The organism is Hymenobacter cyanobacteriorum (genome assembly GCF_022631375.1).
GTDB lineage: Bacteria > Bacteroidota > Bacteroidia > Cytophagales > Hymenobacteraceae > Hymenobacter > Hymenobacter cyanobacteriorum.
Map to the genome: position 1 here is coordinate 674,684 of NZ_JALBGC010000004.1, position 13,928 is coordinate 688,611.

Genomic DNA, 13,928 nt, shown 5'->3' on the forward strand with positions numbered 1-13,928 from the left:
TTATCACGGCCGCTTCATTTGGAATTACTGCAAGTCGTTTTGGCGTGATAAGGTCCTTCGCTCCGCTCAGGATGACAGGCGTAATTGTTGATTACTTCTTCTCCGCCGCACTCTCAAACCCGAGCTTGCCCAGCCCGCGCTGCACATCGGGCGAACTCATAAACAGCTTCCACAGCAGCCCCGTCCGGTAGTTCTCAATCATCCCCACAATCGGGCCCTGGTCGATGGCCAGGTAGGATTTGGCCTGCCAGTTGTGCTCCTCGCTGAAGCCGTCGACAAAACCGTATTCGCCCCAGATTTTATCGCCGAGGTCGAAGTAGAAATGCTTCAGTGCCCGCATCGACTGCTCCGGCGTGTAGGGGAAGGCCGAGAGCGCGGCAGTGGGCGAAATCACGCTCAGGTCCTCCTTGGGGTTGTGGGCGGCGTAGCCCTGGTAGCTGTCGGAGGCGGTGAGGCCCCAGGTGTTGGGGCCGTAGCCTTTGTAGTGCTTGGGGTTCTCGACGCAGTACTGGTAATTGATGAGTGTGTGGTTCTGGTTCTGCTGCCAGTAGTCGGCGTACTGGTCTTTGAGGCCGTGGGGGTTCAGGCCCAGGAAGGAGTAGTGCGTGAAAAACAGCGGCCCGCCTAAGTCCGGCCCCAGCGGCAGCTTGATGCCGTAGTATTCCTTGCCGTTTTTAAACTCCGGCCCCACAGCCCAGCCCTGGTCGTACACGGCTTTGTCGATGGCGTACTTCGGCGACGACGCGGCCAGCACGTAGGTTATCAGGCACTCATTCCAGCCGTGAATCTGGTGGTTCATGCTCCAGCCGTTGTTGGGGCTCCAGTGCCAGTAGAGCACGTTTTGGCCGCCCTGGGTTTGCCAGTTCCACTCCACGTTGTCCCACATCCAGCCAATGTGGTTGCGCAGGTCGCGCTCCAGCGGCGTGTCGGCGGTGAAGTACTGGCGGGCGCAAATCAGGCCTTCCATCAGGAAGGAGGTTTCCACGATGTCGCCGCCGTCGTCCTTCGCCCCGAACTTGATGACCTTGCCGGTTTCGCCGTTCAGCCAGTGCGGGAACACGCCGTGGTAGCAGTCGGCTTTCTCCAGCCAGCGCACCATTTTGTAGAGGCGCGTGGCCGCCTGCTCGCGGGTAATCCACTTGCGGTCGGCGGCCACCACAATGGCCATGATGCCGAAGCCCGTGCCGCCGGTGGTCACCACCTCGTTGCCGTAGTCGTAGGCCACGTTGCTGCGCTCGCGTGCCATGCCCGAAACCGGGTGCCCGAAATCCCAGAAATAGCGGAAGGTCTGCTTCTGCACCAAGTCCAGCAGCTGCTCGTCGGTGAGGTTGCGGGGGCGCTGGCGCGGGTCGAATTTGGCAGTGGGAGTAGGAGCTTTCTTGGGCGCGGGCTTCGGCTGGGCCTGGCAGTAGCCGGGCAGCAGGAGCAGCGCAAGGAGCAGGAGGTTTGCGTTCATCGGTTTGGATTTGAACGTCGTAATAATGGAACGTCATGCTGAGCTTGCCGAAGCATCTCTGTAGCGTTGATTACTACTGCGGTAGAGATGCTTCGACAAGCTCAGCATGACGTTATTTTTGATTAACTCTGGGGCTATAACTTAATATCCCGGGTTCTGTGTCAGCAGCCCGCCGCTGAGGTCAATCTGCGGCTGCGGAATGGGGAATAGCTCGTTCTTGCCTTTCGTGAACGTCTTGCCCTGTGCCGCGAAAATGGGTACGATGCGGCCCGGCGTCACGCTTTCCTGGCGCACGAGGTCGAAGAATCGGTCGTGCTCCAGGGCCAGCTCCACCCGGCGCTCCTGCCAGATGTTGGCCACCGTGGCGGGCTTGGACGTTAGGCCGGCCCGGTCGCGCACCAGGTTCAGGTCGGTTTGGGCCGCGCCGGCGTTGCCGAGCTGGGCCGCGGCTTCGGCATGAATGAGCAGCACCTCGGCGTAGCGCATCACCCGAATATTCTTGGGCAAGAAGTCGTTGTTGCCACAGTTGGGCTCCTGCTTGCGGCTGTGGTAGGCCTTGTAGCTGTAGCGCGAGTTCTCCACCGAGTCTTTGCTTGGGATGCGGAAACCGTCCCAGAGCACCGTGCCCGTCGAGCGCTGCCCGGCCGGAGCGGTGGGCTGAATGAAGATGATGCTGCCGGCGCGGCGCACGTCGCCGGTTTCGTAGGCATTGGCCAGGTCGAGGGTCGGGGAGTTGAAGCCGAAGCCCAAATCGGCCCAGCCACCCTTGCCGCCCGAGCGCGGGCCCTGGCTCACCACGTACAGTTCGATGGCCGAGTTATTACAAGCCGCATTCACGCCCGTCTGCACCTCAAAAACCGACTCGATGCTGTTGGCGCCCGCCGTGCGCCAGATGTCGGCGTAGGGCCGGAACAGGCCGTAGCTGCCCGATTTGCCGGTTACAATCTCATTAGTTAGGTCGTAGGCTTTCTGGTAGTTCTTCTGGTAGAGGTATACCTTGGCCAGCATGGCCTGCGCGGCGGCCTTGGTGGCGCGGCCCACTTGGGTAGCGCTTTTCACCGGCAGGTTGTCCACCGCAAATTGCAAGTCGCTGATGATGAGATTGTAGATGTCGGCCGCCGAAGCCCGCGTCTGGAAGGCGGGGCTGTTAGCCTCCGAAGGCAGCGGCACGCGGTCGAGCTTGGGCACGCCGCCAAACAGGCGCACGAGGTTGAAGTAGAAGTAGCCGCGCAGGAAGCGCACCTGGCCAATAAGGTCATTTTTGGTGGCGGTGGGTGCGGTGCTCAGTGGCACTTTGTCGAGGGCCTGGTTGGCGGTGGCAATGGCCTGGTAGTAGCCTTTCCACACGTTGTTCACGTTGCCGTTGGTCGAGTTCAGCGTGAAGTTGTCCACGTTCAAGGCATCCTGGTAGTCATTCGGCGAGCTGCCTTTGTCGGAATCGTCGGAGGCAATGTCCGTCAGAATCACGAACTGCAGGCCGTGCACGTCGTTGCCGAAACCGCCTTGGTACATGGAGTTATATACCCCATCCACGAGCTTTTGGGCGGTGGCGGGGTCCACGGTGTCGCCGCTGAGCTGGCCCTGCGGGGGCACGTCGAGGTAGTCTTTGCAGCCGCTGACGAGGGCCAGCGACGCGGCCAGGGCGGCCGTGCCGGCCCGGCGGAAGAAGGCGTTGGTAAAGGGTTTCATCGGCGTGCTTATTTGAAGTTGACGTTCAGACCCAGCGTGAGCGTGCGGCTGGTGGGGTAGGTGTTGAGCTCGATGCCCGAATCGAGCGGCCCGCCGGACAGCTCCGGCGTAAAGCCCGTGTATTTGGTGCTCGTAAACAGGTTCTGGCCCGCCGCATAAATGCGCACCGACGCCAGGTGCGCGCGTTCCAGCGCAGCCACCGGCACGGTGTAGCCCAGCACCAGGTTGGTGAGGCGCAGGTAGGAACCCGATTCGAGGAAGTAGGTCGAGTTCGGCATGCCTTCCTTGAGGGCGCTGGGGTTGGTGTTGGAGGGGTTGGCAGCCGTGAACCGGTCGGTGGCAAAGCTGGCCTCCACGTTGTTAAGGCTGCTGCTGCGGGCCTGCTTCTTGGCGTTGTACACCTTGTTGTTCAGGTTGCCCGAGAAGGTGAACGAGAAGTCCACGTTGCGGTAGTTCAGCCCGCCGTTGATGCCGAAGTAAATCGGTGGCTGGTACGAGCCGTAGTAGGCGCGGTCTTTCAAATCAACCTTGCCGTCGCCGTTGGTGTCGGCATATTTCAAATCACCGATGGCGTGCGGAAAGTCGGTCGTCGGCGAATTCTTAATGTCCTCGGCATTCTGGTACACGCCAATGGCATCGAGCAAAAAGAAGCTGCCGGCGGCCACGCCGTTGTCCGATTTGGTCACGCCGTTATAACCGCCAATCAGTGCTTGGCCGCCGTTCAGGTTGGCAATGCGGTTGGTATTGAAGGTGACGTTGGCGCCCAGGTTGTAGCTCCAGTCGGGGCTGTTGCCGATGGCGGCGCGCCAGTTCAGGCCCGCTTCCACGCCGCGGTTGGTGATATCGGCAGCGTTGGTGATGTACTGCCCGTCGGGGTCGCCAAAAAAGGCCGGAATGTTCACCGGAATCAGGGCGTTGGTCGTGCGCTTGTCGTAGTAGGTCACCTCGCCGGTCAGGCGGTTTTCGAGGAAGCCAAATTCCACGGCCGCGTCGTACTCGGTGGTGGTTTCCCAGTGCACGTTGCGGTCCTTAATCTGGCGGATGGCGCTGCCCAGCACGGGCTTGCCATCAAACACGTAGGGAATGTTGGAATCGGCCGTCAGGATATAGGCGTCGGCCGGAATCTGGTCGTTGCCGAGCTGGCCGTAGCTGGCGCGCAGCTTCAGGAAGCTCAGTGTCTTGTTGTCGCGCAGAAAGTCTTCCTGCGAAATCACCCAGCCTAAGCCCAGCGACGGGAAAAAGCCCCAGCGCTGGCTGCTGTTGAATTTCGACGTGCCGTCGTAGCGCAGGTTGGTGGTCAGCAAATAGCGCCCGTCGTAGGCGTAGTTGATGCGGCCCAGCAGCGAGAGGCGGCGGTCCTTGGCGGCGGTGGCGTCGTTCACGGCGGTGTTGGGGTCGCCGGTGTTCAGGTACCACAGGTTGGGGTCGGCGGGCACGCTCTTGCGCGAGCCCGAAAACTGGTTGCGCAGGCCTTCCTCGGTCACGGTGCCGGCCAGCAGCGTCAGGTTGTGCTTCTCATTAAAGGTGCGCTGGTAGGTGGCGGTGTTTTCCCAGAGGTAGCGGTAGCCGTTCACCTGCGTCACGGCCAGGTTGCTGAAGTCGTTGCGCTGGTTGCCGCCACTGGTCAGAAACACGTTGGTCAGGCCGGCATTGCCGTACTGGTAATCGTACACGCGGCGGTTGTCGGAGTTCAAATCCACATTGAAAGCCGAGCGCAGCGTCAGCCCCGCAAATGGCCGCACATCGAGCCCGATGTTGCCCTGCAGACGGTTTTCGAGCGAGCGGTTGTCGTTCTGCTCAATGTCCAGCACCGGGTTGCCCACGTTGCCAAACGACGAGGTGTTGCCATACAGTCCGTCCTGCTTGGCCGGGAAAATCGGGGCCGCGCGGTAAGCGTTGTTATACGCGGTGCCAATGTTCACGTCGCGCGTGTTAGCATGGCTGTACGAAGCCTGCGAGCTAATCGTGACCTTGTCCGACAGCGCAAACGAAGTATTCGAGCGAATAGTCAGGCGCTGAAACTTGTTGTTAATCACCGTGCCGTCGTCCTCCAGCAGGTTGCCCGAGAAGTAGTATTTCACGTTCTCCGAAGCGCCCGACACGGCCAGGTTGTGGTTCTGGAAAGTGCCGCGCCGCAGAATGGCGTTGTAGAAATCCGTCGAGCCCGAGTAAGACGGCAGCACCGTGCCCGGCGCCGTATCCTTAATATAGTTCGCATACTGGCCGGCGTCGGCCATCTTCACCAAGTGCGCGGCTTCCTTGAAGCCCACCGAGCCGCTGTAGCTTAGCACCGGCTTGCCCAGGCGGCCTTGCTTCGTAGTCACGATAATCACGCCGTTAGCCCCGCGCACGCCGTAAATAGCCGCCGCCGAAGCATCCTTCAGCACGTCAATCGAGGCAATGTCGGCGTTGCTCAGGTTGCGGATGTCGGTGGTTTGCACGCCGTCCACCACGTACAGCGGCTCAGCCCCGCCCAGCAGCGTGCCCGTACCTCGAATCCGCACTTTCGGCTGCGAGTTCGGCGTGCCGTCGCTGATAATCTGCACACCGGCAATCTTGCCCTGCAGGGCCTGAGTGGGCGTTTGCACCGGCTGGTTCACAATTTCGGCCGCATCCACCCGCGCTACGGCGCCGGTCAAATCCTGCCGGCGCTGGGTGCCGTAGCCCACCACCACCACTTCGCTCAGCGCCTTGGTATCGGGCACCAGCGCCACGTTGATGGTCGTCTGCTCGCCCACCACCACTTCCTGCGACGTGTAGCCCACGAAGCTGAACACCAGCGTGCTGCCCACCGGCACCGCCAGCGAGAACTTGCCGTCCATATCAGTTTGCGCGCCGTTGGTACCGCCCTTAATCACCACGTTCACGCCGGGCAGGCCCGCACCCTTCTCGTCCACCACGCGGCCGGTCACGGTCGGGTCGGCAGCCGCCTCAATGGCGCTGGCAGCTACGGCCGGCTTCAGCAGAATGCCATCGTTTATCACCCGGTAGTCGATGCGCAGCGGGGCGAGCAGCTGCGTCAGCACCTGGGCCAGGGGCTGGCCCACGGCGTTCAGGCTCACGCGCCGGCTGGCCCCGATGAGCTGGCGGCTGTATTGGAAATGCACGTTGGCCTGGCTTTCGATTTTGCTCAGCACCGTGGCCATGCGCTCATCGGTTGCCCGTAGGGTAATGGGCTGGTCCAGCAGCGGCTGCGTAGCTGCCGCCTGGGCCAGGCCCGGGCCGGCAAGCAGCAGCAGGAGCAGCGCCAGCCGCCACAGGCGACCCGGCACGCAGGAGGTTGGTAAGGGAGTTGTCATAAGAAAGAGTTGGTGGGAATTAGGGAACGGATGAGGCCGCGCTAGGCGGCCGCCGGAAACTCCGGAATCGATTGTGGGCGTTGTTTCATAGGCGGGAATGGAGAGAGGCAGAACAATGGAAAATCAACTCACTCGGCCGCGCAGGGCTGGCCGTGAAAAACAATGCGGCCATCGGCCGTTTCGTAGCGCGCGCCCAGCGCTTCACACACCAGGTTTAGCTTATCGAACAGCGGCTCGTTGCCCAGGCTCAGGTTGAGAGTGCAGTTGCGCAGCGCCTCCGCGTCGTAGCTGATAGCAACCCCGTACGCCGCCGAAAGCGTCTGGAGCACCTCGGCCACCGGCCGGTCGTTGAACACAAACGACTGCGGGGCCAGCAGCACCGGCTCGGCTACCAGCTCGCGCCACAACTGTCGGCGCGTGGGCGAATACACCGCCTGCTGGTTGGGCCGCACCACGATGCCCGCCGCCGGCGCGGCCCCGGCCAGCGCCACGCGCGGGCGCACCCGCACGGCCCCGGTGCGCACCTGCACCTGCACGTCGGGCTGCCCGGCCACCGCCCGCACCCGAAAGCTGGTACCAAGCACGGTGCTCACCACCTGGTCGGTCAGCACCGAAAACGGGTGCTGCTCGTCGTGGAATACGTCGAAAAAGGCTTCGCCCTTGAGGTAGGCAATGCGGCGGCCCGTGGCATTGGCGCGCTGGTAGCGCAGCGTGGCGCCCGGGGCCAGCGTCACGAAGCTGCCGTCGGGCAGGGCCACGCGGCGCTCCGGCGCGGTGGCGGGCGCCGAGTACACCAGCCAGGTTGCCGGGGCGGGCACCACAGTCGCGGGCTGTTGAACCACTTCTTGCGGCAGTGGGCTATGGGCCAGTTGAATCCCAATGGCACCGGCCGCGAGCACGCCGGCGGCCACGGCGGCTGCCCGCACGCTGGTCGGCCACGAGGCCCAGCCGGTCGACTTCGGGCTCCGCTCGTTGCCGCCGGTGGTGTTGCCTGCAATGCGCTGCCACACGGTTGCCGCCAAGGCCTCTTTTTCGTGGCTGGTCAGGTCGAAGGGCTGTTCGTTGCCGAGCTGGCGGTACCAGGCCTCGATGCACCGCACTTCTTCCGGCGAGCATTCGCCCTGCTGGTAACGCTGCAATAGCTGACGGAATTCGGACGAGTTGGAGGCCATGCCGGAAAGGGTGCTTACCTGATAAGTCAACCAACCCCCGCTACCCCCTAAGGCCCATTCCTAAAAAAAGCGAACAGTTCGGCAGCAGCGAAGCATTGGGTCAGGAAATGGGGATAATTATGAATTGAAAATCAGCTATTTGCGAGGCCTAGTAAAAGCAGCAACAGCAACAGGAAATCTTTCAGCGACACCCGCAGCAGCTTCAGGGCGCGGGTGATGTGGTACTCCACAGCTTTGGGCGTGAGCTTCAGCCGCCCGGCAATCTGGGGCACTGTCTGGTGCTCAAAACGGCTCAGCTGGAAAATTTCGCGGGTATGCTGGGGCAGGTGCGTCAGGCCCGCGTGCAGGGCACCGGCCAGGTCGGTCGCGTCCAGGTCGTCTTCGGTATGGTGGTCGGCCTCGGTGGCCACAGTGCGGCAGTAGGCGGCGTAGCCCTCGTGGGTGTAGCGGTTCTTTATCAGGTTGATGACCCGGAATTTTACCGCTGTGCTTAGGTATTCGGGCAGCTTCTGAATGCTGGCCGCCTGGTCGCGCCGCTGCCACAGCGCCGTAAAAATGTCCTGCACAATCTCCTCCGCCGCCTCGCGCGAGCCGGTTTTGCGGCTGGCCTGCTCCAGCAGCTGCAGGCCGTAGCGCCGGTAAATTTCCGCAAATGCGCCCTCGTGGCTGGCGGGCAGGGCGGCCAGCAGGTCCGCGTCGTCCCAGGCAGCCGGCAGGCGCAGCAACTTGGCAGGGCGGACAGCCAGGGCTCGCATGCCAGCAAGATAAGCAACGCGCGGGCCCCGCCGGGCCGGCTGCCGCCGGGCAGGGTAGCAACCCGCAGGCACGGCGTACCAGAATAGCGGAAATGCTATCAATACAAAGCAGGCGGCGGGGGCAGAAAATTACCTGGCTGAGTTAATTGTGTGCTTACCTTGTAAACCGATGACCTTTCGCTACCGCTGCCTCCTTCGCCCGGTTGTTGCCGCCACGCTGCTGCTCGCGGCTACTGCCCCGTTGCAGGCCCAAACCTTTGGCCCGATAACGTTTCACGCCGTTGGGCTCAACAACGCGCCGCTGGGCATTGCCCTGGCCGATGTGAACGGCGACGGCCGCCTCGACCTGCTGACTTCCAACGATGGCGCGCAGGTAAGCCTGCTGTTGGCGCTGGGCAACGGCACGTTTGGCCCCCCGGCTGTGTACCCCACGGGCACCGCCGGCGCCGTGGCCCTGCAGGTAGGGGATGTGAACCGCGACGGCCGGCCAGACGTGGTGATGGCCGGCGGCAGTTCCGGCGGCTTGCTGCTGGGCATGCCCAACGGCACCCTCACGCCGCCCATGGCCCAGTTTGCGCTGAACATGACCGCCAACCCCGGCGCGCTGGCCCTTGGCGACGTGAACGGCGACGGCCGGCTCGACATTGCCACCGCCTACGGGGCCAGCACCACCAGCGGCCGCTTCGACCAGGTGCAGGTGCTACTGGGGCGCCCAAACAACACGTTTGCGCCCGCCGTGGTCTATTCCCTGAGCACGGGCAGCTACCCGGAAGCGGTGGCCCTGGGCGATGTAAACGGCGACGGGTATCCGGACCTGGCCACCGCCAATTCGGGCAACAACACGGTTGGGCTGCTGCTGGGGCAGGGCAACGGTACCTTCGGCCCCGCTACTAACTACCCCCTCGGGCCCAACACCACCCCCCTGGGGGTTGCGCTGGCCGACTTCAACAACGACGGCCGCCTTGATGTGGCCACGGCCAACAACGCCGGCAACGTCAGCATCTTGCTGAGCACCGGTAGCGCGCTGGGCCCGGCCAGCCAGTACCTGGCCGGGAGCTACCCGGTAGGCATTGCCCTGAGCGACGTGAATAACGACGGCCTGCCCGATGTGGTAACGGCTGGTTTTGGCGGCAATGTGCTTTCGGTGCTGCCCGGAGCCGGGGCCGGAACGTTTGGCACCGGGCAGAATTACCCCACCGGCCCCGCCAGCGCGCCCATCAGCGTCGCCATTGGCGACGTGGACGGCGACGGCGCGCCCGACCTTGTTTCGGCAAACGTCAATGCAGCCGCGGTGGGAGTGATGCTGAGCCAAGCGCCTGTTCTGACGCTGACCGGCCCGCCCAGCGGCAGTGCCGGCGCGGCGCTTACGCTGGCGGGCCGCCGATTGGCGGGGGCCACGGCCGTTGCTTTTCGTCGCGGCAATCAGCTGGTGGCGAGTGTTCCCGCCAGCGCGTTTACCAGCACCAACTACACTGCTACGCCCAATACCATCGGGCTGCTGGTGCCAGCCAGTCTGGCGCCGGGGCCTTACACGGTCGCCATTGCGACTGCTAATGGCACGAGTCCGACGGTTGCCTTCACCGTTACCGCGCCTTTGAGCCTTGCCGGTCGGCCGAACACCGCAGGGGTCGAGGTTTCTCCGAATCCCGCCCAGCGAAGCATAACGGTGCGCGTGCCGGCGGCTTGGGGAGGTAGCCTGCTGCGGCTGTCTTTGCACGACGCCCTGGGACGCGAAGTGCGCACCGAGCAGGGCGTGCCGCCCGCACTTACGCTGGACTTACACGGCTTGGCTCCTGGGGTGTACCAGCTGCGCGGGCAGGCGGGCCAGGTCGTATTCAGCCGCCGCGTGGTGGTAAACTGATTGAGTTTCCTGCCTGCCCAACTGGTTGCGGAGCAACGGCATTGGCAGAGGGCAACCCTCTTGCTGCAGTTTCTCGATTTGCTTAACGCGGAGCAGCACCAGGCAAACGCCCGCCGGCTTTACGATGACTGGCGCATGGCTGCCAGCACCTTGGCGGGCGTGATGGGCAGCGAGCGCAGGCGCCGGCCAGTAGCGTGGAATACCGCATTGGCTACGGCGGCCGTTACGCCCACAATGGAAATCTCGCCGATGCCCTTCACGCCCATAGCATTCACGTAGGGGTCGTGCTCGTCGATGAATTCGACGGTCATGGCCGGAATGTCGGCGTTCACGGGCACGTGGTAGTCGGCCAGGCTGGCGTTGGTGTAGCGGGCCAGGTGCGGGTCGCGCACGGTCTGCTCCATCAGCGCCGCGCCAATGCCGAAGATACTACCCCCGATTACCTGCGAGCGGGCCGTTTTGGGGTTGAGAATGCGGCCGGCGGCCATCACGCTCACCCAGCGCGTGACGCGCACGGTGCCCAGCTCGGGGTCGACGTGCACCTCGCAGAAGTGGGTGCCGAAGGCGTGCATGGAGTGCGGGGCGGCTTCTTCCTTTTTGTTCATGTTGGCGTTAGCGGTAGCCTGCGGGGCCTCGTAGCCCGCGCCGTAGCGGCCCAGGGCGCTGCCTTCGAGGTCGCTCATGCTGGCCCGCTTCATCACCTCACCGTAGGCTTCGCCTTTTGCAGGATTAGCTTTTAGCTGCAGGCGGCCCCGTTCCACCACCACGTCGGCGGGTTTGGCCTGGTACAGCGGCGACTTTTTATCGCCCACGGCCACCTTGATGAGTTTCTGCCACACCTCCTGCGCGGCCAGGTACACCGACGACGACACCCGGCCCGCCGCCGTGGAGCCGCCCGACCATTGCGTACTCGGCAGCACCGTGTCGCCCAGCTCGAAGCGGATGTGCTCGGGCAGCAGGCCCAGTGCATCGGCCGCTACCTGCGTGATGACGGTGTAGGTGCCCGTGCCCAGGTCGGTGGCGCCGGCCTGCACCACGGCGTGGCCATCGGCGTAGAGGCGCACGCGGGCGTTGCCCTGCGAGCTGTGCACCGGGTAGCTGGCCGTGGCCATGCCCCAGCCCACGAGGTGCTTGCCGTCGCGGGTCTGGCCGTTTTTGGGGTTGCGCTGGCTCCAGCCGAACAGCTCGGCCCCGCGTTGGTAGCATTCCCGCAGGCTTTTGCTGCTCCAGGGGTGCCCGGTGGTGGGGTCGTGCTCGGCGTAGTTGAGCAGGCGGATTTGGATGGGGTCGATGCCGAGCTGGTAAGCCAGGTCGTCCAGGCTGCTCTCGATGGCGAACGAGCCGGGCATGTCGCCGGGCGCGCGGGTCGAGGTGGGCGTCATCACGTTGGCCCGGCCCATGCGGTACGTCGACTCGAAAGTGGGGCAGGCGTAGAGCATGTTTACGATGCGGCTGTTGGTTTCGGCCCAGTCCTCCCAGGGCGAAGTGGTCGAGGTTTTCTCGTGCACCAGCGCCAGCAGCTTGCCCTCCTTGGTTGCGCCGAGGCGCAGCGTTTGCTCCTGCTCCTCGCGGTGGCCCATGCCCGTGAACTGCTGCTGGCGGGTGAGCACCAGCTTCACCGGCCGGCCCACCGCCTTGGCCGCCAGCGGGGCCAGCACCACGTGGGGCCACACCCAGGCCTTGCAGCCGAAGCCCCCGCCCAAGAATTTGGTGACGACGCGCACCTGCTCCGTGGCCAGCCCCAGCATGGCCGCCAGCGTCCGTTGCGTTTCCGATACGCCCTGGGTGGTGTCGTACACGGTGAGGCGGTCGGGGGCTTCCCAGTGCGCCGTGGTGGCGCCCGGCTCCATGGGGTTGTGGTGGGTGGTGGCGTGGGTGTAGGTGGCCGTGAGCTGCACCGGGGCACTGGCGAAAGCCGCCTGGGCTTCGCCACGCTTGCTTACGCCGGGCTGGTAGCCCCGCACCGTTTTCGGAATGTAGAGCTGGGCATTGGGGGCCTGGTACGAAGCCACGGGTACCTCCGGCGCAATGCTCACCTTCAGCAGCGCGGCCGCGTGCTGGGCGTGCTCCAGCGTGTCGGCTACTACCACGGCCACGGGCTGGCCGGCGTAAAAAATCTGGTCCGATTCCATCGGGAAAAAGCTCATCGGCGAGGAAGCGAAGGCTTTTCGGTCGTCGGGCGAGTTGGGCGTTTTGGCCAGTTTGGGCAGGTTCTGGTGCGTGAGAATCGCCAGCACGCCCGGCAGCTGCTGGGCCGCGCTGGTGTCGATGCCAGTCACGCGCCCCTTGGCTACGTCGCTGGTTCTGAGCACCGCGTGCACCAGCCCCGGCAGCTGGTTATACTCGGCCGAATACTTGGCCTGGCCGGTTACCTTGGCCCAGCCATCGACGCGGCTCAAAGGCTGACCTACCACGCCCTGCGTCGGGTTGGTAGCGAAAAACTGCGGTTCGGTTTCCATACGGCAAGCTTTTTTTCAGGTAAAAAAATGCGGGTAGGGCTGGGGCTGCCTCCTGCTCAGCTGCTGAGCGCATACCAAGCTGTTGCGCCAGCTCTGCCTGAGGCGCCGGTAGCCCGCGCCAACCATCACTACAACATTCGTCATGGCCTTGGGAAAATGGATTCCGCTCGGCTTCGCTCATTGCCAACCGGCTTCCGCAGGGCTAGTCGTGAATTTTACGCTCGCTAATCCACTTCACCATGCTGGGGTCGCGGTGGTCGAAAAAGGCGCTGGTCTTGCTGTCGAGCGTGGCAATCGTCTGCAGGTCCTCGGCGCTCAGTTCGAAGTCGAAGATGTTGAAGTTCTCGGCCATGCGCTCGGGCCGCACCGATTTTGGAATGGCCACCACGCCGCGCTGCGTCAGCCAGCGCAGCACCACCTGCGCAATGCTACGCTGGTATTTGGCCGCCACTCCGGCCAGTACCTCGTTGTGAAACAAGTCGTTCTTGCCCTCGGCAAACGGCCCCCAGGCCTCAATCTGCACGCCGTTGTCTTGCAGAAACTGCTGCGTTTCAAGCTGCTGGTGGAAGGGGTGCGTTTCAATCTGGTTCACGGCCGGCTTCACCTGCTGGTGTACCAGAAAATCCATTACCCGGTCGGGCTGGAAATTGCTCACCCCAATGGCCCGGATTTTACCGGCGTGGTACAGCTCTTCCATCGCACGCCAGGCCCCGTACACGTCGCCAAAGGGCTGATGAATGAGGTAAAGGTCGAGGTAATCGAGCCCGAGCTTGCGCAATGAGGTTTCAAAAGCTGCTTTAGCGCCTTCGTAGCTGGCATCCTGCACCCACAGCTTGGTCGTGACGAACAGCTCCTCACGCGGCACCCCGCTTTTCCGGATGGCGCTGCCCACGGCTTCCTCGTTCATATAAGAAGCCGCGGTGTCGAGCAGGCGGTAGCCCACGCGCAGGGCGTCCAACACACTGCGCTCGCACTCGGCCGGGTCGGGCACCTGAAACACTCCAAAGCCCAGCAGGGGCATTTTCACCCCGTTATTTAATGTGACGGTTTGCATATTCTTTCGATTACTGGTTTTCTGGCCGCGGTAGGTTGCTTCTCTACTACGACACACCCGTCGGCCCTGGCCGACCCGGCCAAGCAAAGGTCCGGGCCCAGGCCGCCGCCAGAACTACCCGAATCAAACCAATGACGAAAGAATTCAAACAAGTGCCCGCTCAGCTGAGCCGCGCCGATATTG

The 13,928-nt window shown here is 63.6% G+C and carries 8 protein-coding genes; 1 reads left to right on the forward strand and 7 read right to left on the reverse strand.

Annotated elements, in window-relative coordinates; all coding sequences use genetic code 11:
- Positions 1-91: 91 nt before the first annotated feature.
- The 5 genes from MON38_RS17060 to MON38_RS17080 all read right to left on the reverse strand — a co-directional run bounded on the left by MON38_RS17060 (position 92) and on the right by MON38_RS17080 (position 8,371).
- Complete coding sequence (locus MON38_RS17060) at positions 92-1,456, reverse strand: glucoamylase family protein (RefSeq protein ID WP_241937356.1); 1,365 nt, start codon at positions 1,454-1,456, stop codon at positions 92-94.
- A 141-nt stretch (positions 1,457-1,597) separates the two neighbouring features.
- Positions 1,598-3,145 carry a RagB/SusD family nutrient uptake outer membrane protein gene (locus MON38_RS17065; RefSeq protein WP_241937357.1) on the reverse strand — a complete coding sequence of 516 codons (1,548 nt, stop codon included), beginning with the start codon at positions 3,143-3,145 and terminating at the stop codon, positions 1,598-1,600.
- 8 nt (positions 3,146-3,153) lie between these two features.
- Positions 3,154-6,444: a TonB-dependent receptor gene (locus tag MON38_RS17070; RefSeq protein ID WP_241937358.1), complete on the reverse strand. Its 3,291-nt coding sequence runs from the start codon at positions 6,442-6,444 to the stop codon at positions 3,154-3,156.
- Positions 6,445-6,572: 128 nt separating this feature from the next.
- A complete protein-coding gene (locus MON38_RS17075; RefSeq protein ID WP_241937359.1) occupies positions 6,573-7,616 on the reverse strand; it encodes a FecR family protein in 1,044 nt (347 codons plus the stop codon).
- A 131-nt stretch (positions 7,617-7,747) separates the two neighbouring features.
- On the reverse strand, positions 7,748-8,371 hold the full coding sequence (locus MON38_RS17080) for an RNA polymerase sigma-70 factor (protein WP_241937360.1): 624 nt from the start codon (positions 8,369-8,371) through the stop codon (positions 7,748-7,750).
- Between the two features lie 169 nt (positions 8,372-8,540).
- Between MON38_RS17080 and MON38_RS17085 the strand changes: the two genes are divergently transcribed.
- Entirely contained in the window at positions 8,541-10,232 is a 1,692-nt protein-coding gene (locus MON38_RS17085; RefSeq protein ID WP_241937361.1) for a T9SS type A sorting domain-containing protein, read from the forward strand.
- 119 nt (positions 10,233-10,351) lie between these two features.
- Here MON38_RS17085 and MON38_RS17090 read toward each other — a convergent pair whose 3' ends face one another.
- Both MON38_RS17090 and MON38_RS17095 read right to left on the reverse strand, forming a co-directional pair.
- Positions 10,352-12,691, reverse strand: a complete 2,340-nt coding sequence (locus tag MON38_RS17090; protein ID WP_241937362.1) for a xanthine dehydrogenase family protein molybdopterin-binding subunit — start codon at positions 12,689-12,691, stop codon at positions 10,352-10,354.
- 202 nt (positions 12,692-12,893) lie between these two features.
- On the reverse strand, positions 12,894-13,745 hold the full coding sequence (locus MON38_RS17095) for an aldo/keto reductase (protein ID WP_241937363.1): 852 nt from the start codon (positions 13,743-13,745) through the stop codon (positions 12,894-12,896).
- Positions 13,746-13,928: the final 183 nt, after the last annotated feature.